This is a genomic window from Kaistia adipata DSM 17808 (assembly GCF_000423225.1).
In the GTDB taxonomy this organism is placed as follows: domain Bacteria; phylum Pseudomonadota; class Alphaproteobacteria; order Rhizobiales; family Kaistiaceae; genus Kaistia; species Kaistia adipata.
In genome coordinates this window covers 425,039-444,758 of record NZ_KE383991.1, presented here as the reverse complement: position 1 = coordinate 444,758, position 19,720 = coordinate 425,039, and the positions used below count along the sequence as shown (strand labels likewise).

At 66.9% G+C, this 19,720-nt stretch carries 20 protein-coding genes; 3 read left to right on the top strand and 17 right to left on the bottom strand.

The genetic code is table 11. The annotated features are described in order from the left end of the window. From G539_RS24965 to G539_RS27110, 3 genes are all read left to right on the top strand, one after another. A complete protein-coding gene (locus tag G539_RS24965; protein ID WP_035831437.1) occupies positions 1–891 on the top strand; it encodes a carbohydrate ABC transporter permease in 891 nt (296 codons plus the stop codon). Positions 892–942: 51 nt separating this feature from the next. Continuing rightward, the gene (locus G539_RS27115; protein ID WP_156911990.1) at positions 943–1,101 is read left to right on the top strand and encodes a RidA family protein; all 159 of its coding nucleotides are present in this window, start codon (positions 943–945) and stop codon (positions 1,099–1,101) included. Between the two features lie 74 nt (positions 1,102–1,175). After that, positions 1,176–1,337: a hypothetical protein gene (locus tag G539_RS27110; RefSeq protein WP_156911989.1), complete on the top strand. Its 162-nt coding sequence runs from the start codon at positions 1,176–1,178 to the stop codon at positions 1,335–1,337. A 119-nt stretch (positions 1,338–1,456) separates the two neighbouring features. On the opposite strand, the gene G539_RS0114965 is transcribed toward G539_RS27110, so the two are convergent. The 17 genes from G539_RS0114965 to G539_RS0114885 form a co-directional block, all read right to left on the bottom strand. Then, positions 1,457–1,807: a RidA family protein gene (locus G539_RS0114965; protein ID WP_029075914.1), complete on the bottom strand. Its 351-nt coding sequence runs from the start codon at positions 1,805–1,807 to the stop codon at positions 1,457–1,459. 106 nt (positions 1,808–1,913) lie between these two features. Continuing rightward, entirely contained in the window at positions 1,914–3,407 is a 1,494-nt protein-coding gene (locus G539_RS24960) for a xylulokinase (protein WP_051231437.1), read from the bottom strand. 6 nt (positions 3,408–3,413) lie between these two features. Continuing rightward, positions 3,414–4,340, bottom strand: a complete 927-nt coding sequence (locus G539_RS0114955) for a phosphotriesterase family protein (RefSeq protein WP_029075913.1) — start codon at positions 4,338–4,340, stop codon at positions 3,414–3,416. After that, positions 4,337–5,101, bottom strand: a complete 765-nt coding sequence (locus tag G539_RS0114950) for a creatininase family protein (protein WP_051231436.1) — start codon at positions 5,099–5,101, stop codon at positions 4,337–4,339. Before G539_RS0114950 ends, G539_RS0114955 begins: the two co-directional genes overlap by 4 nt. Then, complete coding sequence (locus tag G539_RS0114945; RefSeq protein ID WP_029075911.1) at positions 5,098–5,832, bottom strand: SDR family NAD(P)-dependent oxidoreductase; 735 nt, start codon at positions 5,830–5,832, stop codon at positions 5,098–5,100. The genes G539_RS0114950 and G539_RS0114945 overlap by 4 nt, the downstream gene beginning before the upstream one ends. Further along, complete coding sequence (locus G539_RS0114940) at positions 5,829–6,665, bottom strand: carbohydrate ABC transporter permease (protein WP_029075910.1); 837 nt, start codon at positions 6,663–6,665, stop codon at positions 5,829–5,831. Before G539_RS0114940 ends, G539_RS0114945 begins: the two co-directional genes overlap by 4 nt. Next, entirely contained in the window at positions 6,662–7,516 is an 855-nt protein-coding gene (locus G539_RS0114935; protein WP_084640019.1) for a carbohydrate ABC transporter permease, read from the bottom strand. The genes G539_RS0114940 and G539_RS0114935 overlap by 4 nt, the downstream gene beginning before the upstream one ends. Before the next feature lie 75 nt (positions 7,517–7,591). Continuing rightward, positions 7,592–8,968 carry an ABC transporter substrate-binding protein gene (locus tag G539_RS0114930; RefSeq protein ID WP_029075908.1) on the bottom strand — a complete coding sequence of 459 codons (1,377 nt, stop codon included), beginning with the start codon at positions 8,966–8,968 and terminating at the stop codon, positions 7,592–7,594. Between the two features lie 81 nt (positions 8,969–9,049). After that, on the bottom strand, positions 9,050–10,126 hold the full coding sequence (locus G539_RS0114925; RefSeq protein WP_029075907.1) for an ABC transporter ATP-binding protein: 1,077 nt from the start codon (positions 10,124–10,126) through the stop codon (positions 9,050–9,052). A 195-nt stretch (positions 10,127–10,321) separates the two neighbouring features. Then, positions 10,322–11,356: a LacI family DNA-binding transcriptional regulator gene (locus tag G539_RS24955; RefSeq protein ID WP_035831434.1), complete on the bottom strand. Its 1,035-nt coding sequence runs from the start codon at positions 11,354–11,356 to the stop codon at positions 10,322–10,324. 464 nt (positions 11,357–11,820) lie between these two features. Further along, complete coding sequence (locus tag G539_RS0114915) at positions 11,821–12,768, bottom strand: nucleoside hydrolase (RefSeq protein ID WP_035831432.1); 948 nt, start codon at positions 12,766–12,768, stop codon at positions 11,821–11,823. A 15-nt stretch (positions 12,769–12,783) separates the two neighbouring features. After that, positions 12,784–13,797, bottom strand: a complete 1,014-nt coding sequence (locus tag G539_RS0114910; protein ID WP_029075905.1) for a nucleoside hydrolase — start codon at positions 13,795–13,797, stop codon at positions 12,784–12,786. 12 nt (positions 13,798–13,809) lie between these two features. After that, the gene (locus G539_RS0114905) at positions 13,810–14,805 is read right to left on the bottom strand and encodes an ABC transporter permease (RefSeq protein WP_029075904.1); all 996 of its coding nucleotides are present in this window, start codon (positions 14,803–14,805) and stop codon (positions 13,810–13,812) included. Continuing rightward, positions 14,793–15,836: an ABC transporter permease gene (locus G539_RS0114900; RefSeq protein WP_156911988.1), complete on the bottom strand. Its 1,044-nt coding sequence runs from the start codon at positions 15,834–15,836 to the stop codon at positions 14,793–14,795. The genes G539_RS0114905 and G539_RS0114900 overlap by 13 nt, the downstream gene beginning before the upstream one ends. After that, entirely contained in the window at positions 15,836–17,374 is a 1,539-nt protein-coding gene (locus G539_RS0114895; protein ID WP_035831430.1) for an ABC transporter ATP-binding protein, read from the bottom strand. The genes G539_RS0114900 and G539_RS0114895 overlap by 1 nt, the downstream gene beginning before the upstream one ends. A 187-nt stretch (positions 17,375–17,561) precedes the next feature. Continuing rightward, positions 17,562–18,575 carry a BMP family lipoprotein gene (locus G539_RS0114890; RefSeq protein WP_029075902.1) on the bottom strand — a complete coding sequence of 338 codons (1,014 nt, stop codon included), beginning with the start codon at positions 18,573–18,575 and terminating at the stop codon, positions 17,562–17,564. A gap of 347 nt (positions 18,576–18,922) precedes the next feature. After that, positions 18,923–19,702 (bottom strand): hydroxypyruvate isomerase family protein, encoded by a 780-nt coding sequence (locus G539_RS0114885; RefSeq protein WP_029075901.1) that lies wholly within the window; start codon positions 19,700–19,702, stop codon positions 18,923–18,925. Between the last annotated feature and the right edge of the window lie 18 nt (positions 19,703–19,720).

Sequence of the window (19,720 nt, the reverse complement as noted above, 5' to 3'; positions counted from 1 at the left end):
ATGCTCCGCACGCTTGCCGGCCGGCTCGGCACCTTTGCCGGCGCCATGCTGATCCTCCTCTTCACGGGAGGCCCGGTGCTGATGTCGCTGACGGGCAGCCTGGTTCCGGATCGGGTCCTGTTCGACGAGAACAAGGGCCTTCTTGACGAGGGTATCCGCTTCGACAACTACCGCTACATCTTCACCGGCGAATTGCCGGACAGCTATCAGCAGGCTGGCGCCAACCGAGCCATGATCTCCCAGACGGCGCGGCAGGTTCCTTTCGCTCTCGTCAACTCGGTTCAGATCTCGTTCTCGGCCGCTCTCCTCGCGTTGTTACTCGCGACGCCCGCAGCCTATATGTATGCGCGCGTGGCCTTCCGCGGGAAAAAGCTCACCTTCATGTTCCTGATCCTCAGTCCGCTGGTTCCGACCGTGGCGCTGGTGACGCCGATCTACATGACGATCGAGGCGATGGGGCTGCTGGGCTCCAAGCTCGGGATCATTTTCGTCCATGCCGTGAAGGCGATCCCTTTCGTTGTGCTCATCATCTCGGTCTTCTTCCGCAAGCTGCCGGTCGAATTGTTCGAGGCGGCGCAACTGGACGGCTGCACCCGAATGCAGACCTTCCTGCGCATCGCGCTGCCGGTGGCGTTGCCTTCCGTCGCGGCGACAGGACTGTTTGCTTTCATGCTCTCCTATGCCGAGTTCATGTTCTCCATGGTCCTGTCCGGCGATTCCGGCAGCCGGCCCATTTCCGTCGTCATGGCGGCCCTGGCCCGCAACACCGATGTGTCCTGGGGGCTTCTGAATGCGTCGATCTTCATCGCCATCGTGCCGACCTTGATCCTCGTCGCCATGGTCTGGCGCTTCGTGGTCGAAGGCATGCTGCGCGGTGCCATCAAGGGCTGAGGAGGGGTGCACGAGGACAGGACTGGCCCGAGGCGTCTGGTCAAGCATCCGGTGCCCGGCGCAACGCAGCATCGCACGGCCGGCCCCTATTCGTCCGTGCTCGATATCGATGCCGGGCGGCTGGTCGTGATCTCGGGGCAGGTGGCGGTCGCCCCGGATGGCCGTGGGGTCGGTTCCACCGTCGCGGAGCAGTCGGAAGGCGACGCTTGAGAACTGTCGGCGTCAGCTCGCGTCGGCGGGATGCAGCTTCGACGATGTGTTCAAGGCCAATGGTCAATGTGTACATGACCGACCTCGCCGAATGGCAGGCCTTCAACCAGGTCTATGCGCAAAGGATGCCGGCGGTGCGAACCGTGGTGCAGGCCGTCCTGCTTCCTCGTCGAGGTCGAGATGTGGGCGGCGAAGCGACTTTGGCGATCCGCCGCGCCGGATCGGGGCGGTCCTGACAGGAGGGGGGGCGAGGGACCCTGGCACGTCCCTCGACCATCGCATCGTGCCCGCCTCGAGCGCTTCGATTTCTCGCCCGCAAGAGCGAACGAGAACGGCGATTGCGGGATGCGCTTGCTCAAACGGGAAGCGCGGCGGTGATCATGACTTCGACCCGGTACTTGTCCTTGGCGAGGCGGGATTCGCCGGTGGCACGGGCGGGCGTGTTGGCGGGATCGACCCAGGCGTCCCAGACCGTGTTCATCGCGGCGAAGTCGGCCATGTCGGCGAGCCAGATCGTCGCCGAGATCAGATGTGACTTGTCGGTGCCGGCGAGCGCCAGCAGCCGATCGACGTCAGCAAGCGCCGCGCGGGTCTGCGAGGCGACGTCCTCGCCGTCGCGGCCGACCAGGCCGGAGAGGTAGACGACGCCATTGTGCACGACGGCGTTGCTCATGCGCGGGCCGGGCTCGATCCGGGTGATGGTCATCTTGGTTTCCTTGTCTAGGCGCGGCATCGGCCGGGCGTGAGAGTTCGTTCCGGCGAGGCTCTGCGCGCCGGTTGGTGCAGTTGGGTCTGGAAGAAGAGCGGACGGGTCAGGCCGACGGCGGAGGCGGGATGCCGATCGTGTGGCCGGCGAGATCCAGATATCGGCGGTAGGCCTCGGCATAGGCCGGCGCCCTGCCGGGATCCGGCTCGAAGCGCTGGCCGAAGGCGACCGTGCGCCCGACCACTTCGGCAAGCGTGCCGGCGCCGAGGCCGACCTGCGCCATCAGCGCGGCGCCGACGCTGGACGCGTCGAGCTCCTCGATGCGGACGAGCGGGCGCTGCAGCACGTCGGCAAGGATCTGGCACCAGCGGTCGACGCGGGCGCCGCCCTCGGCGACGCGTATCTCGTCGACATGGCCGCCAAGCGCCTCGAACATCTCGACCGACTGGCGGACGTTGAAGGCGACGCCTTCCATGACGGCGACGACCATCTCGGCCGCGCCATGCGAGGAGGAGAGGCCGGAGAACGCCCCGCGCGCTTCCGGCGCCGAATAGGGCGTCGCGGCGCCTTCGAGGAAGGGCGCGAAGGCGAGGCCGCGGGCGCCGGGCGGCACCTCGGCGCTGAACGCGACCATGTCCTCGAACTTCAGCGGCGTGTCGCGCCAGGACGACAGCAGCCGATGCAGCCAGGAAAGGCTGAGGCCGCCGCTCATGACGAGGCCGAGCCAGATCGAGAGGCCCGGTTCGGCATGGCTGATGTGCCAGAAGCCGCGATGGGTGCGGGCGGCCGGCAGACCGGCCTCGGAGAGTACGACATGGCCGGCGGTGCCGAGCGTCACGCCGAGCACACCCGGCTCGACCACCCCGCAGCCGACCGCGAGCGCGGCAACGTCGCCGCCGCCGGGGACCACCGGCGTGCCGGCAGCGAGGCCGGTCGCGGCGCTGGCAGCTTCCGTGATCGCGCCGGCAATGGCGCAGGCGGGCAGGATCGCCGGCAGGATGTTCGGATCGAAGCCGGCGGCACCGGCCAGTTCGCCGATCCAGCTCGATGTTTCGACATCCATCATGCCGGTCGCGGAGCCGTCCGACGGGTCGGTCGCCTCGACGCCGGTCAGCTTCCAGAGGATGAAATCCTTGACCAGCAGGACGCGCCGCGTCCGCGCCAGTCGCGCCGGCTCGTGCTTCGCCAGCCAGGCAAGCTTGGAGAGCACGGCGATGGCGCTGAGCTCGGTGGCGGCGCGCTGGCGCAGCGGCTCGCCGAGGCGCTGGTCGAGATCCCGTGCCTCCGCGACGGCGCGGGTGTCGAGCCAGATGATGGCGTCGCCGAGGATTTGGTCCTCGGCGTCGAGCAGCACGAAGCCGTTCAGCTGTCCCGACAGGCCAACACCGGCGATCGCCGTGTCGGAGATCTGGGCGAGGGCGTCACGGCAGGCGGCGCAGCTCGCCGCCCACCAGTCTTCAGCCGACTGCTCGACGAAGCCGGAGGCCGGGGTCCGGGTCGGATAGGGCCGGCTGGCGCGGGCCCGAACGGACCCGTCGCCACCGACGACCACCACCTTGACCGCCGAAGTGCCGATATCGATGCCGAGCGTCGCCTGCATGTCGGATCAGCGCTCGCCGGCGAAGAAGCGACGGGGATTGTCGATGAACAGCATGGTCAGCTCGTCCTCGGTGAAGCCTTCCTGCCGCAGACGGGCGCGGAACGAGGTCAGCACGAAGTCGAGGCCGGGGCCGCCGCCATAGGCGCGCCAGTAGCTCGGGCGGCCGAGATCGTTGCCGATCAAGAGGCGCTGGCCGTGGCCGGAATCGATCATGTCGCGGATCAGCGTCACGCGGCGGCTCTCCGGTCCGTATTTCGACTTGCCGAAGCAGTCATAGCCGACATAGACGCCCAGGCTGGCGATGCGCTTGTGCTCGGGCGCATCCGGATTGCGGTCCATGTGGCTGAGCGCGATGCGGTGGGCGTCGACGCCCTGCTCGATCAGGAGGTCCGACTGCTCGTAGCCCATCGTGCCGGCGGTGGTGTGGGTGATCACCGGGCGGCCGGTCTCGCGATAGGCGGCGGCCGCCACGCGGACGAGCTTCTGGCCCATCTCGTTGAAGTTGTTGTATTCCGTGCCGCACTTGATGATGCCGGCCTTGATGTCGGTGCCGTCGATGCCGACGGTCAGGTCGCGCACCGTGTCGCGGATCATGTCCGCCTCGGCGACGGCGTAGCCCCAGCGTCCCATGTAGTGCGGCCGGTTGTAGCCGGCGGTCATGATCACGTTGACCTCGGGCACCTTGTCGGCGATCGCCTTGATCTTGCCGACGTTGCGGCCGAAGTCGACGGCGGTCAGCTCGCAGATGGTGCGGCCGCCGGCATCGGCGAAGCTCTGCAGCTCCTCGGCCGACTTCTCGACGGAGTCGAGCGCGAAATCGGGATCCTTGCCGTGCAGCCAGGTCGGCGGCTCGACATAGAGATGCTCGTGATAGTCGGTGATGCCGAGCTGGTCGGGCGTGATCGGCCCGTTGACGGTCATGATTTCGGTCATTTGTCTTCTCCTGGGATCAGGCCGTGCCGGGCGAGAAAGCCCTGCCAGAGTGCTGCGGAACGGTCGGCGGCGAGCGAAATCCAGCGCTCGCCCTTTTCGGCGGTGGCCGGCGTCGGGTCGCCGAACACGCCGCTGCGCATGAAATTGCCCATCGAGAGCTCCGACTTGCCATAGTCGGGCGGCACCGGCGGATAGTCGGCTGCGGCGCGGTCCATGTGGACCAGCTCCGGCGCGATCGCCAGCATCAGAGCGGTCTCGATTTCCTCGGCGTGGATGTCGTCGTGCCAGGGCTTGCTGTCGGCCTCGGCGAGCATTTCCTTGAGCCCGCCATACATGCCGTAGAGCATCTTGATGTCGAGCTGGTCGTGGATCAGCTCGCGCAGCGCATGCTTGATCGGCTGCGGGTTGGAGCCATGGCCGGAGACGACATAGACGGCCTTGATGCCCCAGCGGTCGAGGCTCTCGGCGACGTCGCGGATCATCCGCATATAGGTGTCGAAGCGCAGCGTCAGCGTCGCCGGCACGTCGCGCCAGACCCAGGCATAGCCGAGCGGCACCGCCGGCAGGATCAGGCCACAGCTCTTCTTGCCGATCTCGAGCGCCATCCGCTCGGCGATCAGCGTGTCGGTATTGGTCGGCAGGTGCGGGCCGTGCTGCTCGGTCGAGCCGACCGGCAGGATGGCGAAGGGCACGCGCTCGATGAAGCGTTCGATTTCCGGCAGCGTGGCGCGGCCGGCGTCGAGGAACATCGGTTCGCTCATGCTGCGGTCTCCTCCTGGGTGAGGCTCGCCCGATAGGCGGGGTCGGCGTCGTAGCGCTCCTGGTCGATCGAGACCGGGCCGTGATAGTCGGGCATGCGGCCCGCGAGCCAGAGCGCGGCCGGGTCGAGGATGGAGGGCGGCGCCAGTTCGGCCCGCTCGGCCTCGGAAAGATGGGCGAAGAAGCCGGTGTCGATCTTCACCGAGGGGAACAGCGTGTTGACGTTGACGCCCTGCGGGCCAAGCTCCAGCGCCAGGACGCGGGCCAGCATCTCGACGCCGCTCTTCGAGGTGCAATAGGGCGCGTCCTCGGCCTTGGCCTGATCGAGGAAGGCGAGCGAGGAGGTGACGAAGACGATGTTGCCATGGCCCTGCGCGGCCATGCGGCGGCCGGCGAGCCGGCCGGTCAGGAAGGCGCCGTCGATATTGACGCGCAGGATGCGCTGCCAGTCGGCATAAGGCAGGTCGATCGCGGCGCGGTGGGCGAGATCGGTCAGCGCCGCGTTGCCGATGACGGCCGCGACGGGCGCGCGGGCCCACGCCGCTTCGAGCGCCGCGTCGAAGGCGGGCTCGTCGGTGATGTCGGCGATTGCGTGGCGATAGGCCGGATCGGCAAGCGCCGCAGCGCCGAGGTCGACGCCGGTGACGAGCCAGCCTTCGGCGAGGAAGCGCTCGGCCAGTGCCCGACCGATGCCGCGCGCGGCCCCTGTGATGACGATGTGGCGGCGGTTCATTTCACCGCTCCCGAGGCGAGGCCGGAGACGATGTGGCGCTGGGCGAAGCCGACGAAGAGCAGCGCCGGGATCATCGAGCAGACCGAGACGGCGGCGATCAGCGGCCAGTCGAACGACATGGTGCCGGCGAGCGACGCGACGGCGACCGGCACGGTCTGCGAGCCGCGCGAGGTCAGGATGAAGGCGAGCAGGAACTCGTTCCACGACAGGATGAAGACGACGATGGCGACGGAGGCCAGCATCGGCCGGGCGATCGGCACGATGACGAGCAGCAGGATCTGCAGATGCGTGGCGCCATCCAGCATCGCCGCCTGGTCGAGGTCCTCCGGCACGCTGCGGAAATAGGTCATCAGCATCCAGACCGCGAGCGGCAGCGTGATGGTGAGATGCGCCAGCGAGACGGCGAAGCGCGTGTCGAGCAGGCCGATCGACTTGAACAGCACGTAGAGCGGCAGGATGACGGCGAAGAGCGGCGCCATGCGGATCGACAGCACCCAGAAGGAGAGGTTGTCCTGCACCTTGCCGCGGATGCGGGTCAGTGCATAGGCGGCCGGCGTACCGAGCAGCAGCGTCAGTACCACGTTGCTGAGCGCGATGGTGAGGCTGTTGCCGAAGGCGCCGAGGAAACCCTGCGCGACGATCTTGTGATAGGCGGAGAAGTCCGGCGTGAAGATCAGCTTGGGCGGCAGCGCCAGGGCCTCGTTGCGGGTCTTCAGCGAGCCGAGCGCCAGCCAGGCGATCGGCAGCAGCACGAAGACGAGCGTCGCGCCGAGGAAGGCCAGGCGGCCGAGGCGGGCGAACGGGTTCTGTCCGGCGGGACCCGAATGGCTCATGACGGCATCCTCAGGAAGCGGCGATAGACGATCGAGGCGCAGATCGTGGTGACGACCAGCATGACGACGCCGAGGGCGGCGGCGCCGCCGAAGTCGAAGCCCTGGAAGGCGGTCTTCCAGCCGAGCAGCGACAGCGTCTGGGTCGAGCGACCGGGGCCGCCCTTGGTCATCACATAGATCAGCTCGAAGGTGTTGAGCGCGTCGATGACGCGGAAGAGCAGGGCGATGACGACGGCGCTGCGCATCATCGGCAGCGTCACCAGCCAGAATTCCTGCAGCGCGGTCGCGCCGTCGAGGCGGATCGCCTCGTAATGGTCGCGCGGGATCGCCTGCAGCGCCGCCAGGAAGATCAGGAACATGAAGGGCGTGCGGCTCCAGACGTCGGCGATGACGATCGAGATCAGCGCGCCGGTTGGATTGGCCAGCATGTTGGTGGTGATGCCGACATTCGGCAGCACGAAGGCGCCGAGGAAGCCCATCTCGCCATTCATCAGGAAGCGCCAGGTGAAGCCGGCGACGACGGGCGGGATGACCAGCGGCATGACGACGATGGCGCGGATGAAGCCCGGCGAGCCAGGGCCGGAGAGGGCGAGGGCCAGACCGAAGGCGAGGGCCAGCATCAGGATCGTCGACAGCACGAGATAGAGCGCCGTCACCTGCACGGCCTGGGCGAAGCTGGCCGATTTGAACAGGGTCGTGAAGTTCTGGACGCCGTCGAAATAGACGCTGGGGTCGGTGACGATCCAGTGCGTCACGCTCATCCAGACGAGATAGCCCGACGGGAACAGCACCACGATTCCGAGCGCGAGCACCATCGGAGCCAGGAACCAAAAGCGCCAGTCTTGCAACATCTTGCCGCGAACCTCAGGCCATCGGGGGAGAGAGGGCCGGCGCAAGCGCCGGCCCGTTGGATCGGGACGGACCCGTTACTTCTTGTAGTAGCCGGCGCGGTCCATGCGGTCGGTCGCCCAGACCTGCAGGTTGTTCAGCGCCTCGTCGGTGGTGGTCGCCCCGGAGATCGATTCCGACGCGGCGGTGCCGATCTTGTCCATGAACTCGGTCAGCTCGGGGATGTAGGGGAAGTAGTGCGGTTCGGCGTCGTTGAAGGAAGCCTCGATCGCGTCGAGCGTCTCCTTCGGCCACTTACCGGTCAGGATCGGGCCGTGCATGATTTCCGGATAGGTCGTGTACGGCCAGCCGATCTGGGTGGCGAAGTTTTCCATCACCGGCTGGCTGGTCAGGAAGGCGAGTGCCTTGTAGGCGGCTTCCTTGTCCTTGGCGTATTTGCTCATGCCGACCGAGAAGGTCCAGAAGCTCTGGATCGCCTCGCCAGACGGGCCGACCGGGGAGGGAGCGAAGACGCTGTTCTCCTTGACGGCGGCGACCTCGGAGCTGCCGAGGCCGGCGAAGCCGTTGATCGCCGACGGCATCAGCACGACGGCCTTGCCCTGGGCATAGAGGTTCATCATGTCGACCCAGGTATGGGTCGCGATCCCCGGCGGGCCGAACTCCTTCGACCAGCGCACGAAGGTCTCGAAGCCGGGCTTGAACTTGCCGGTGAAATCCGGCTTGGCGCCGGTTTCCTTGATCTTGGCCGGCGTATCGGCGCCGCCCTCGAACCAGGCGGAATCACCGGCATAGGCATAGACGAAGCCGGTCAGGTCGAGCGAGGGCTCCTCGCCGGGCGCGCCGCGCATGGTCAGCGGGTAAACGTCGGTGATGCCGTCCTTGGCGAGGCCGTCCTTGACCGTCTGCAGTGCCTTCTCGAGCTCCTCGGTGGTCTTCGGGAAGCTGGTGATGCCGTATTTGTCGAAGATATCCTTGCGGTAGAGGACGCCGGCGCCGAACGAGTAGTAGGGCAGGCCCCAGAGCTGGCCGTCGACGCGGTTGGCTTCGAGGAAGGGCGCGTAGACCTTCTTGGCGTCGAAATAGTCGGTCGCCTTGTCGGCATAGCCGTCGAGCGGCTCGAGATAGCCGGCGGCGGAATAGGTCTGCACGGCGCCGTCGCTGCCGAGCATGACGAGATCATAGTTGCCGGTGCCGTTGACGAGGTCGAGCAGCACCTTCTGGCGCGCCACGTCCTCGTCGGCATATTCCATGTTGATGACGATGCCCTCCTTCTTCTCGAAGTCGAGCAGCGCCTGGGTCTTTTCCGTGCCCGAGGGACCGAACAGGTCGGCCCAGGCAAAGCCGGCGCCGAAGCCGACGACATTGATCGTCGTCTCGGCCTGGGCCGGCGCCGCCGAGGCGAGCAATCCGGCGACGAGCGCGGCGGAGCCGCCTGTCAGAAGCTTTTTCAGCATGGAGGATCTCCCGTTCTGGTTCGCCCGTCTGGTGTGGGCGGCTGGTGCAGGTCCGGTCTGCTTTCTTGGCGGCAGTCCCGGTCAGTGATTGGGCGCGCCGGCGACGGAACGCCCGTCGGCGGCGAAGAGATGGATGGCGTTCGGCTCGGGCCGCAGGCGAATCCGGTCTCCCGGCTGCGCGGTGGCGTTCTCGCCCGCCTTGACGATCAGGGTGTCGGCTGATGTCTCGACATAGATAAGCGTCTCGCTGCCGAGATGCTCGACGGCGGCGACCGTGCCGACGATCGGCCCGTCTTCGGCGACGGCGAGATGCTCCGGCCGGATGCCGAACAGCGCCACCTTGTCGGTCGCTGTGGCACTGACCTCGATGTCGGAACCGCTGGCGAGCTTGAGGCGGATCGAGTTGCCGCTGCGTGAAACCTCGTCGGCCTTGATGAAGTTCATCTTCGGCGAGCCGAGGAAGCCGGCCACGAAGGCGTTGGCGGGGCGGCGATAAAGCTCGAGCGGCGTGCCGACCTGGGCGACGCGGCCCTGGTCGAGGATGACGATCCGGTCGGCCATGGTCATCGCCTCGACCTGGTCGTGCGTGACGTAGATCATGGTGTTGCCGAGCGTGCGGTGCAGCTTGGTGATGCCGACGCGGGTCTCGACCCGGAGCGCCGCGTCGAGGTTGGACAGCGGCTCGTCGAACAGGAAGACATCCGGCTGACGAACGATGGCGCGGCCGATGGCGACACGCTGGCGCTGGCCGCCTGAAAGTGCCGCCGGCTTGCGATCGAGCAGCGGCGTCAGCTGCAGCATCTGCGCCACCTCTTCGGCGCGGCGACGCCGCTCCGGCTTCGGCACGCCGGCGAGCCGCAGGCTCATCGTCATGTTCTCGGCAACCGTCATGTGCGGATAGAGCGCGTAGGACTGGAACACCATGGCGACGCCACGCTTCGCCGGCGCAACATCGGTGATGCGGCGGTCGTCGAAATGGATGTCGCCTGACGTCGCCTGTTCGAGACCGGCAATGACCCGCAGCAGGGTGGACTTGCCGCAGCCGGACGGACCGACGAAGACGACGAATTCGGAATGGCCGATTTCGAGATCGATGCCGCGCAGCACGGGCACTTCGCCAAAGCTCTTGGTGACGCCGGTGATCCGGATGGCGACCATGTTTCCCCGTCTTTCTGGCAATAGTGGCCCGGCCCGGTGGCCGGGTCGCAGCGCGGTCGATCGATTTATTGGAGCGCTCCAATAAACGCGATCTCACCGGATGTGGCCGGGCTTGTCAAGCCGGCTGAACGTCGATTCCGGGATGGCGCACAGGGGGGCGCATGGGCTCTTGTCGGACAAGAGGCCGCGTCACGCTCAGGCGGCGGGTTCTACCGAGGCCGTGCGGGTGGATCGGCGGGCCACCAGTCGCGGCGGCACCAGGATCTTGCTCACCGGTGCGTCGGGAGCGTTGAGCCGGTCGATCATGGCGGTGACGCCAGCGGTAGCGAGATCGCGGGCCGACTGATGGATGGTCGAGAGCGACAGGGTTTCGGTGCCGGCGAGCGTGATGTCGTCATAGCCGATGACGGAGAGGTCGCCAGGAATCGCGACGCCCGCTTTCATGAACTCGTTGATCAGGCCGATCGCCGTCATGTCGTTGCAGGAGAAAATGGCGGTCGGGCGCGGCGCCGAATCGCCGAGGATCCGGCGCGCGGCCTCCGCTCCCGCATCGATCGTGTAGGCGCCGTCGAGGATGCGGATCTCGTCCTCAAGCCCGTGCTTTGTCATCGCGGCGCGATAGCCGTCGCGCCGGCGCTCGGCGCCGGGCGAGGCGCCGCCGTCGATATGGGCGATGCGGCGGTGGCCGAGCGACACAAGATGCTCGACCGCCATTGTACCGCCGGTGACGTCGTCGGTGGTGACGCTGTCGACATTCACGACCTTGAGCAGGCGGCCGACATAGACGACCGGGATCCATTCGGCGACCCGAGCGATCGTCTTCTTCTCGTAGGGCGCGCCGATCAGCAGAATGCCGGAGACGCGGTGCGCGATCAGTGTGCGGATGGCGTTCTCGGCGTCGGCGTCGGTGTCCGCGTCGATCGACAGCAGCACGCTGTAGCCCTGCTCGCGGGCGAGGAGGCTCGCCGTCTTGGCGATCTCGGCTTGCAGGCCGTTCTCGATCTGGCCGACGACGACGCCGAGATAGGCGGCGTCGGCGCTCGCCAGCGAGCGCGCATGCATGTTCGGCTGGTAGTTCAGCTCCGCCGCGGCGGCGACGATGCGCTCGCGTGTCTCCGGTCGCACGGCGCCTTCGCCGCGGATGGCCAGCGAAGCGAGGCTGCGCGAGACGCCTGCGCGTTCGGCTATGTCGGCGAGCGTGGCCCGGCGCGGCTGATCGGATTTCTTCATCGGCCTGAATAAGTCGTGGATCCGACTGCATTTCGGCTGGGCGACGGGTCGTAGTCAAGCATCGTCGTGCTCGATCGGCAGCGTGATCGGAGCGGACGCCATCAAGCGCCGCGCCCATGTTGCGCGGGATGGCACGGCGATCCAGCGGTGGCGCCGAGGAGTGCATGTCCTGACGCAGCGGCCCGGCGGCGTCGGCGGAATGCCGGGGACAATATGGTAATATCCGGGTGTCGACGATTATCCGACCGGCGTCGGAGGGCGGTGCGTTGGGGCGGCGGTTGCGCCCAAGCGATGGGCCGCGCAGCTGTCATCGGCATTCGGCGCGAGGCGCGCTAGATCCGACAGGAAAAGGGCCGGCCGGCGGATCAACCGCCGGGCCGGCCCGTTCGTTCCGTCAGGCGCCCCCTGGACGGAACGAGAGCAGCGCGCCGCCTCATCATCAAGGCGGCGCCATGCAGGTTCGGTTAGTCGCGCAGCAGGCTGTAGAGCAGCTCGAAGAAGCGATCCGAATCCACTTCCTTGCAGACTTCGGCGTTCGGCGGCAGGCCGCGCTCGTTCCAGTAGTCCGCAACCGTCGCGCCGAAGGTGTAGGTGCCGGTCAGGTCGACGCCGATATGGGCCGGACGCGTCTTGACCAGGGTCGGGTCGATGATCAGCGCCAGCGCCAGCGGGTCGTGCAGCGCGCCGCCGACGCCCATCGAGTTGCGGTGCAGCTTCTCGTAGAACTTCAGCCAGTCGACCACGACGCGGCCGAGCTCGGTGTCGATCTTCTCCAGCTCGGCGAACTGCGGCGCCTCGACCAGCACCTGCATGGTGACGTCGAGGCCGACCATGGTGATCGGGATGCCGCTGTCGAGCACGATCTTCAGCGCTTCCGGATCGCAGAAGGCGTTGAACTCGGTCGGCGTGATGTACTCGCTCTTGCGCCAGAAGACGCCGCCCATCCAGGTGATGTCCTTGATCTTGGACAGCAGCTCCGGATACTTCAGCACGAACAGGCCGATGTTGCAGAGCGGGCCGGTAGCGACGATGCGGAGCGGCTCGTCCTGCTCGCGCAGCGTCTTGGCGATGAAGTCGACCGCGTGCATCGGCTCGAGCTTCTTGGTTGCCGGCGGCAGGTAGGGCGAGCCCTCCAGGCCGCTCGGGCCGTCGGCTGTGCCGAGCACCAGCGGACGCGCCAGCGGGCGCACGCAGCCGGCGGCGACCGGCACGTCATGCGCGCCGATGAACTCGAGGATGCGCAGCGTGTTGGAGACGGTCTTCTCCGGCTCGGCATTGCCGCAGGTGACGGTGACGCCGAGGAGGTCGATCGCCTTCGAGCGATGCGCCATCACAAGCGCGATGGCGTCGTCGTGGCCGGGATCGCAATCGAGCAGGATCGGCGTCGGGCGGGTGCTGGTCATGTCGGTCATGGTCATTCTCTGCCCTTACGCCGCTGCCGTCTGGTAGCGGACGATCGTTTCCTTGAAGAGCTTCATGAAGCGGCGGCCGTCGATGTCGGTGCAGATCCGCGTCGTCTTCGGGCCACCGCCGGGCAGCAGCTGGCGGCCGCGATAGGCGACCGTCTGGCCACGCGCGACGCGTCCGTCGAGCACGATGTCACAGAACAGCGGCTCGGTCATGGTGCAGAGCGTCGGGTCGAAGGCGAGCGCGACGGTGATGATGTCGTCCATCGGGAAACCGACGAGATCGAAGAACTCGCGCCAGATGTCGATGTAGATCGGGAACGAGTCCTGGATCATCTGGAGGACCGGATGATCGCCGGCGTCCTTCAGGTCGGCGAGGTCATCGCGGGTCAGCATCGAGGCGGCGGCGCGGTTGTCCTCGCAGACGTCGAGCGGCACCAGGATCGTGTCGACGCCCTGGTTGAGCACGACGCGGGCGGCTTCCGGGTCGGCCCAGATGTTGTATTCCGACAGCGGCGTGATGTTGCCGGGCGTGACGAAATTGCCGCCGAGCAGCACCATCCGCTTCAGCGCCTTGGCGAGCGCCGGCTCCTGCAGGAAGGCCATGGCGGCGTTGGTCATCGGGCCGGTGACGACGAGCGTGATCTCGCCCGGATTGGCCATCGCCGTGTCGATGATGAAGTCGACCGCGTGCTTGTCGATCACCTTCAGCGTCGGCGTCGGCGCCGGCGGGTTGAACTTCTTCAGCCGGTCGCCGAAGCGCGCGACGAGGCGCTTCTCGAAATGCACCGGCGCCTGCATGTCTTCCTTGGAATTGCCGACGATCGGACGCCAGGCGCCCTTGGCCACCGGCACGTCGCCCTTGCCGGCGAGCGCCAGCGTGTTGAGCACGACGTTGGTGACCTGGTCGATCGGGCCGGCGGCACCGGTGCAGGTGGTGACGCCTTCAAGCTTCATCGACGGCGAGATCGCCGCGAACAGCACCGCGAGAATGTCGTCGCCCGCGGAGTCGACGTCGAGAATGATGCGTTCCATTTTATCCCCTCGTCACGGCTTGGAAGCGTCCGTGGCGGTACGTGGTTTGATGGTGTTGGACTTGACGGAAAGGGCGCGGCCCATGCTCGCCAGCGTCTCCTGGATCACGCGGGGGCGTGACCGGTAGGAGAGCGCGAAGAGCGCGATCAGCGCGACCAGATAGGGCACGGCGAGCACGAGATAGGACGAGATGCCGAGCGTCTGCAGGCGCAGCGAGAGCGCATCGGAGAAGCCGAACAGCAGGCAGCCGAGCAGGATCTTCAGCGGATCGCCATTCGAGAAGATCAGGATCGCCACCGCCATGAAGCCGCGTCCCGACGACATGTTCTCGGTGAACATCGTCGTGTAGCCGAGCGACAGATGCGCGCCGGCGAGACCGGCCAAGAGGCCGCAGAGCAGCGAGGCGGTGTAGCGGATGCGTGTGATCGAGATGCCGAGAGCCTCGGCTGCTTCCGGCTTCTCGCCGACGACGCGGATATAGAGGCCGAGCCGGGCGCGGTTGTAGAACAGAATCAGCACCGGCACGAGGATGAAGGCGAGATAGACCAGCGGCGTGTAGCCGGAGATCATCTGGCCGAACCAACCGAGATCCTTGACGTTCGGCAGCTTGAGCGGCGGCAGGCCGACGAGGCCGTGGCCGAAGATCGAGCCGCGCGTGCCGAAGATCGCCTTCATCAGCGACACGGTCATGCCGCCGGCGAGGATGTTCAGCGCCAGGCCGACCACGACCTCGTTCGCCTTGAAGGTCACCACCAGCAGAGCGAAGATCAGCGCCAGCGTCAGCGCCGCGGCGACGCCGCAGAGCACGCCGATCCAGGGCGAGCCCGAGGCGATCGTGCCGATGACGGCGAAGAAGGCGCCGACCAGCATCTGCCCCTCGAGGCCGATGTTGAAGATGCCGGCCTTGGTGGTGAAGGAGCCGCCGAGCGCGACGAGCAGGATCGGCGCCGTCGTGCGGATCGTCGCGATGACCAGCGTGACGTTGAGGAGACGCTCTAGAACTTCCATCGACGCTCTCCCGCGGTCGAATCCGATGCCTTGCGGCGGATGGTGATCTGGGCCGAGACGGCCAGGATGATGAGCGCCTGGATGACCGTGATGATCTCTCGCGACGCCGTGGTGTCGACCTCCAGCAGCAGCGAGCCGCTCCGGAGCGCGCCGAAGAACAGCGCGGTGAAGATCGTGCCGATCGGGTGACCGTTGGCGAGCAGCGCGGCGATGACGCCGTCGAAGCCGAAGCCCGGCGCGAAACCCTCCATGAAGCGATGGTGCACGCCGAGCGCCTCGACGCCGCCGGCCAGGCCTCCGACGGCGCCGGAGGCGATGAGGACCAGGAAGGTCAGCTTGCCGATGTTGATGCCGCCATATTCGGCGAATTTCGGATTGGCGCCCATCTCGCTGACGGCATAGCCCCGCGCGGTGCGGGTGAAGAAGAAGTGCACGGCGAGCGCCAGCACCAGGCCGATGATAAGCCCCCAGTTCAGCCGCGAGAAGGAGAACAGCTCCGGCAGGTAGGCGCTCTCGAGGATCGGCGGCGTCTCGGACTGCCCGCCGGGGCGCTTGAACCAGTTGATGGTGAGATAGGAGGTCAACAGGATCGCCACATAGTTGGCGAGGATTGTGGAGACCACCTCGTTGGTCTTGTAGCGGGCCCGGAAGAAGGCGGGGATCGCGATCCAGGCCATGCCGGCGACGATGGCGGCGGCCATGGCGAGCGCCAGATGCAGAACCGGCGGCAGGTTGAACGAGAAGCCGACCAGCGTGGCCGCGAAGCCGCCCATGAAGAGCTGGCCCTCGATGCCGATGTTGAACAGGCCGCCGCGGAACGAGATGCAGGCGGCGATGCCGCAGATCAGGATCGGCGTCGTCTGCAGCAGCGTGCCGGCGATGCGCTCGGGGCTGCCGAACGCGCCGTTCAGCAGCGTGACGAACACCCGCGCGGGGCTTTCATCGACCGTCAGGATGACGAGCGCGCCCAGCCCCAGCGCGAACAGGATGGCCAGGGTCTGGCCGAACAGGCTGTCGAAGCGGTCCGACATCAGACGGTATCCACGGTTTGGGAATGGGGGTCGGGGACGACGCCGGCCATCAGCATGCCGATCTCCTCCTCGTCGACCCGGTCGCCGGCGATCTCGCCCATGATGGTGCCGCCGAACATCACCAGGATGCGGTCGGCGAGCGCGATCAGCTCGTCGAGCTGGACGGAGATCACAAGGATCGCCTTGCCAGCCGCGCGCTGCCGCATGATCTCGGCATGGATCGATTCCTGCGCGCCGATGTCGACGCCGCGCGTCGGTTGGTCGATCAGCAGGCAGTCGGCACCGCCGGTGAACTCGCGCGCCAGCACGACCTTCTGGATGTTGCCGCCGGAAAGGCTCTTGGCGGTCGATTCCGGGCTGCGGGCGCGAATGTCGAAGCGCTCGATCAGCGCCTTGGTCTGCTGCTGCAGATAGGTGCGGTCGATGATGCCGTGGCGCGACCAGGGGCTCTGGTCCTGCCTGCCCATCAGCAGGTTGAGCGCGATGGAGGCGTTGCGGTCCACGCCGCGCACCAGGCGGTCGCCGGGAACATGGCCGACGCCCGCCGCGCGGATCTCGCGCGCCGAGCGCCCGGTGATGTCTCGCCCGGCGAGCTTGATCCTGCCATGGCTCGAGGGGCGCAGCCCCGAAAGCACCTCGGCGAGCTCGGTCTGGCCGTTGCCGGCGACGCCGGCGATGCCGACGATCTCGCCGGCCCGCACCTGGAAGGAGACGCCCTTCAGCGCCTGCAGCTGGCGCTCGTCGCGGCACCAGAGGTCCTCGACCTCGAGTACCGTCTTGCCGGCGATCGGCCCGCGTGGCAGGCGATCGAACGAGACGAGGCGGCCGACCATCAGCTGGACGAGGTCGGACTTGCTCAGTTCGGCCGTCGGCCGCGAAGCAACGTTCTTGCCGTGGCGCAGCACCGAGACGGTGTCGGAGACCTCCATCACCTCTTCCAGGTGATGCGAGATGAAGATGACCGTCATGCCCTGGGCGACGAAGCCGCGCAGCGTCTGGAACAGCTCGCGGCTCTCCTGCGGCGTCAGCACGGCGGTCGGCTCGTCGAGGATGATGGTGCGCGCGCCGCGCGCCAGGACCTTCAGGATCTCGATGCGCTGTTCGATGCCGACCGACAACAGCCCGACGCGCTCGGTCGGATCGACCTGTAGGCCGAACTGCTTGGAGAGCTCCGCGGTCTTGCGGATCTGCGCGGCATGGTCGATCAGGCCGCCCTTGCGGATCTCCATGCCGAGAAAGACGTTCTCGGCGACGGTGAGCGACGGCACCAGCTTGAAGTGCTGGTGCACCATGCCTATGCCGGCGGCGATCGCCGCGGCGGGATTGGGCAGAACCTTCTTCTCGCCATCGATCCAGATCTCGCCCTCGTCGGGCTGCAGCAGCCCGAACAGGACGTTCATCAAGGTGGTCTTGCCGGCTCCGTTCTCGCCGATGATGGCGTGAATCTTGCCGCGTTCGACGGCGAGATTGACGTCCTCGTTGGCGACGAAGGAGCCGAACCGTTTCGTGATCGATTTCAGCTCGATGGCGAATGACATGAGAAGATGTCCCTGGTGCGCGCCGCGCCTGGCCATCGGCCGGCAGTTCGGCACGTCGCAGCCAGCACGCAATGCGCCGGCAGCACAAGAGGCCAGCACGTCGCGACGCGCCGCCGCCGGAAGATATTGCACTCGAGAGGACGGTCGCCCCGCCCATCGCGAGGATGGGCGGGGTCGACGGCCAGACTTACTGGGTGGTGGTCGCGACGGTGATCTTGCCCGAAGCGATATCGGCCTTGAGGGCCTCGAGCTTCTCCTTGACGTCGGCCGGGATCTTGTCGGCGACGCCGGGGCAGAGCAGCAGCTCGACGCCACCCGACTTGACGTCGGCGGTGTGGATGCTGCCCGGCTCGAGGGTCTTGCCGTCGACCACGTCCTTGACGAGGTCGTAGACGGCGACGTTGGCGTTCTTCAGCATCGACGCCATCACGTGGCCCGGCGCGACGTCGCACTGGTTGACGTCGACGCCGATCGAGTACTTGCCGGCGGCGGCGCTGGCCTGGAGCACGCCTTCGCCCGTCGGGCCGGCGACGTTGTAGACGATGTCCGAACCCTGGCCGTACAGCGCCATGGTCAGCTCGCTGCCCTTGGCCGGATCGTCGAAGGTGCCGGCGAAGACGGCGTCGAGGCGCACGTCGGGAGCCGCGGTCTTGGCGCCCTGCTCATAGCCGACGAGGAAGTCGCGGATGACCGGGATGTCGCGGCCGCCGACGAAGCCGATCGCCTTGCCGTCGCCGAGGCCCTCGACCTCGCTCCCCTTCTCGGCCATCAGCGCGGCGAGCGCGCCGGCCAGGAACGAGCCCTGGTTCTGGGCGAAATTGGCGTAGATGATCTTCTTGGAGTCGAGGACGCCGTCGATGAACACGAACTTGGTGTTCGGATAGGCCTCGGCCGCCTTCTGCAGCGCGTCGACCAGCTCCCAGCCCATGACGAAGACGAGGTCGTACTCGCCGCCCTTGGCGAGATTGTTGAACTGCTCCTCATAGTCGAGCGCGCGGTTGCCGGTATCGACCAGCTTCACCTTCACGCCGAGATCCTTCTCGGCCTTCTTCAGGCCCTCGACGATCGCGACGCCGAAGCCCTGGGCGAAGTAGCCGGAAATCGCGGCGACGCTGACGTCTTTGGCGAGCGCGGCCTGGCTCATGAGCGCGAAAGCCGACGCGCCGCAAAGCGCCACGAGACGACGGGACCAACTGGACATAACCAACCTCCGGATTTTGACAAGACGCAGTGTCTGGTGCCCATCTACGACACGACCGATCAACCCGGCAATTTCCCCTGCACCGGTTCCTGGAATATCATTGATGGCCGTATGAGGTTGAGGGGAACGCCATCAACTGTCAATCCGGAAATTTTCCTATGGAAAAGGTGGGCAATTCCGAAAGGGCTGGCAACTGAATGGTTTTGGACCTCGTAGCCTTATTTGATTGACTACCAATGAAAATCAACGTTGTGGACGGCATCGGGGAAAGCGCGCGGTGCGATCCGCGCGTCGCGCCCCCGTCCGCGCGGAGGCCGGGACGGGGGCAGTCTTCGATCGTCCGCGGCTCAACGGCCGCCGTTCGTTCCGGTCCATGCCTGCACCGCCGCGAGGCTGGCGGCGGTGTCCTTGGTCGGCTTGTACTCGAGGCCGACCATGCCTTGATAGCCGTTCCGCGCGAGCCAGCCGAGGCGGGCCTTCCAGTCGAGCGTGCCGGATCCGGGCTCGTGCCGCCCAGGGGTGTCGGCGAGATGGACATGAGCGACGCGGTCGAGACGCCCGTCGAGCACCGTCGCGATATCCTCCGACATCACGGCGGAGTGGTAGATATCGTAGAGGATCTTGATCTCGGGGCGGCCGACATCGTCGATGATATCAAGCCCCTCGACGGTCGAGGGCAGGAAGTAGCCGACATGATCGACCCGCGTGTTGAGCGGCTCGACCGCGAGCCTCACGCCGGAGCCGGCAAGGATGTCGGCGGCGCGGCCGAGGCAGTCGGTCAGCGCCGCGCGCTGTTCGGCCCGGCTGCGACCGGGCAGGTCGGCCCCGGCCTGGGCGATCAGCGTCGGCGCGCCGAGGCGCCGGGCGACGTCAATCGATTTCCGGAGACCTTCGAGGAACTCGTCATGCCGCGCCGGGTCGGTCAGCGGCACCATCGGCTCGGCGACGAAGCCGGTGATCGCGAGGCCGGTCTCGTCGAGCGCGGCCTTCACCGCGTCGATGTCCTTGTTGCTCCAGAGCCAGAATTCGATGCCGTCGAGCCCGGCCTTCCGGGCCAGGCGGATGCGATCGGCGAAAACGGGCGCTTCGGCGGCGAAAAGCCATTCGAGACAGGCAGAGTACTTCATGGAACGGATCCGCTTTCT

What these genes read in the sequence shown, in the direction of transcription:
- G539_RS24965 (WP_035831437.1), top strand. Translation starts at nt 1, where the DNA reads ATGCTCCGCACGCTTGCCGGCCGGCTCGGCACCTTTGCCGGCGCCATG.
- G539_RS27110 (WP_156911989.1), top strand. Translation starts at nt 1,176, where the DNA reads ATGACCGACCTCGCCGAATGGCAGGCCTTCAACCAGGTCTATGCGCAA.
- G539_RS0114965 (WP_029075914.1), bottom strand. Translation starts at nt 1,807, where the DNA reads ATGACCATCACCCGGATCGAGCCCGGCCCGCGCATGAGCAACGCCGTC.
- G539_RS24960 (WP_051231437.1), bottom strand. Translation starts at nt 3,407, where the DNA reads ATGCAGGCGACGCTCGGCATCGATATCGGCACTTCGGCGGTCAAGGTG.
- G539_RS0114955 (WP_029075913.1), bottom strand. Translation starts at nt 4,340, where the DNA reads ATGACCGAAATCATGACCGTCAACGGGCCGATCACGCCCGACCAGCTC.
- G539_RS0114950 (WP_051231436.1), bottom strand. Translation starts at nt 5,101, where the DNA reads ATGAGCGAACCGATGTTCCTCGACGCCGGCCGCGCCACGCTGCCGGAA.
- G539_RS0114945 (WP_029075911.1), bottom strand. Translation starts at nt 5,832, where the DNA reads ATGAACCGCCGCCACATCGTCATCACAGGGGCCGCGCGCGGCATCGGT.
- G539_RS0114940 (WP_029075910.1), bottom strand. Translation starts at nt 6,665, where the DNA reads ATGAGCCATTCGGGTCCCGCCGGACAGAACCCGTTCGCCCGCCTCGGC.
- G539_RS0114935 (WP_084640019.1), bottom strand. Translation starts at nt 7,516, where the DNA reads ATGTTGCAAGACTGGCGCTTTTGGTTCCTGGCTCCGATGGTGCTCGCG.
- G539_RS0114930 (WP_029075908.1), bottom strand. Translation starts at nt 8,968, where the DNA reads ATGCTGAAAAAGCTTCTGACAGGCGGCTCCGCCGCGCTCGTCGCCGGA.
- G539_RS0114925 (WP_029075907.1), bottom strand. Translation starts at nt 10,126, where the DNA reads ATGGTCGCCATCCGGATCACCGGCGTCACCAAGAGCTTTGGCGAAGTG.
- G539_RS24955 (WP_035831434.1), bottom strand. Translation starts at nt 11,356, where the DNA reads ATGAAGAAATCCGATCAGCCGCGCCGGGCCACGCTCGCCGACATAGCC.
- G539_RS0114915 (WP_035831432.1), bottom strand. Translation starts at nt 12,768, where the DNA reads ATGACCGACATGACCAGCACCCGCCCGACGCCGATCCTGCTCGATTGC.
- G539_RS0114910 (WP_029075905.1), bottom strand. Translation starts at nt 13,797, where the DNA reads ATGGAACGCATCATTCTCGACGTCGACTCCGCGGGCGACGACATTCTC.
- G539_RS0114905 (WP_029075904.1), bottom strand. Translation starts at nt 14,805, where the DNA reads ATGGAAGTTCTAGAGCGTCTCCTCAACGTCACGCTGGTCATCGCGACG.
- G539_RS0114900 (WP_156911988.1), bottom strand. Translation starts at nt 15,836, where the DNA reads ATGTCGGACCGCTTCGACAGCCTGTTCGGCCAGACCCTGGCCATCCTG.
- G539_RS0114895 (WP_035831430.1), bottom strand. Translation starts at nt 17,374, where the DNA reads ATGTCATTCGCCATCGAGCTGAAATCGATCACGAAACGGTTCGGCTCC.
- G539_RS0114890 (WP_029075902.1), bottom strand. Translation starts at nt 18,575, where the DNA reads ATGTCCAGTTGGTCCCGTCGTCTCGTGGCGCTTTGCGGCGCGTCGGCT.
- G539_RS0114885 (WP_029075901.1), bottom strand. Translation starts at nt 19,702, where the DNA reads ATGAAGTACTCTGCCTGTCTCGAATGGCTTTTCGCCGCCGAAGCGCCC.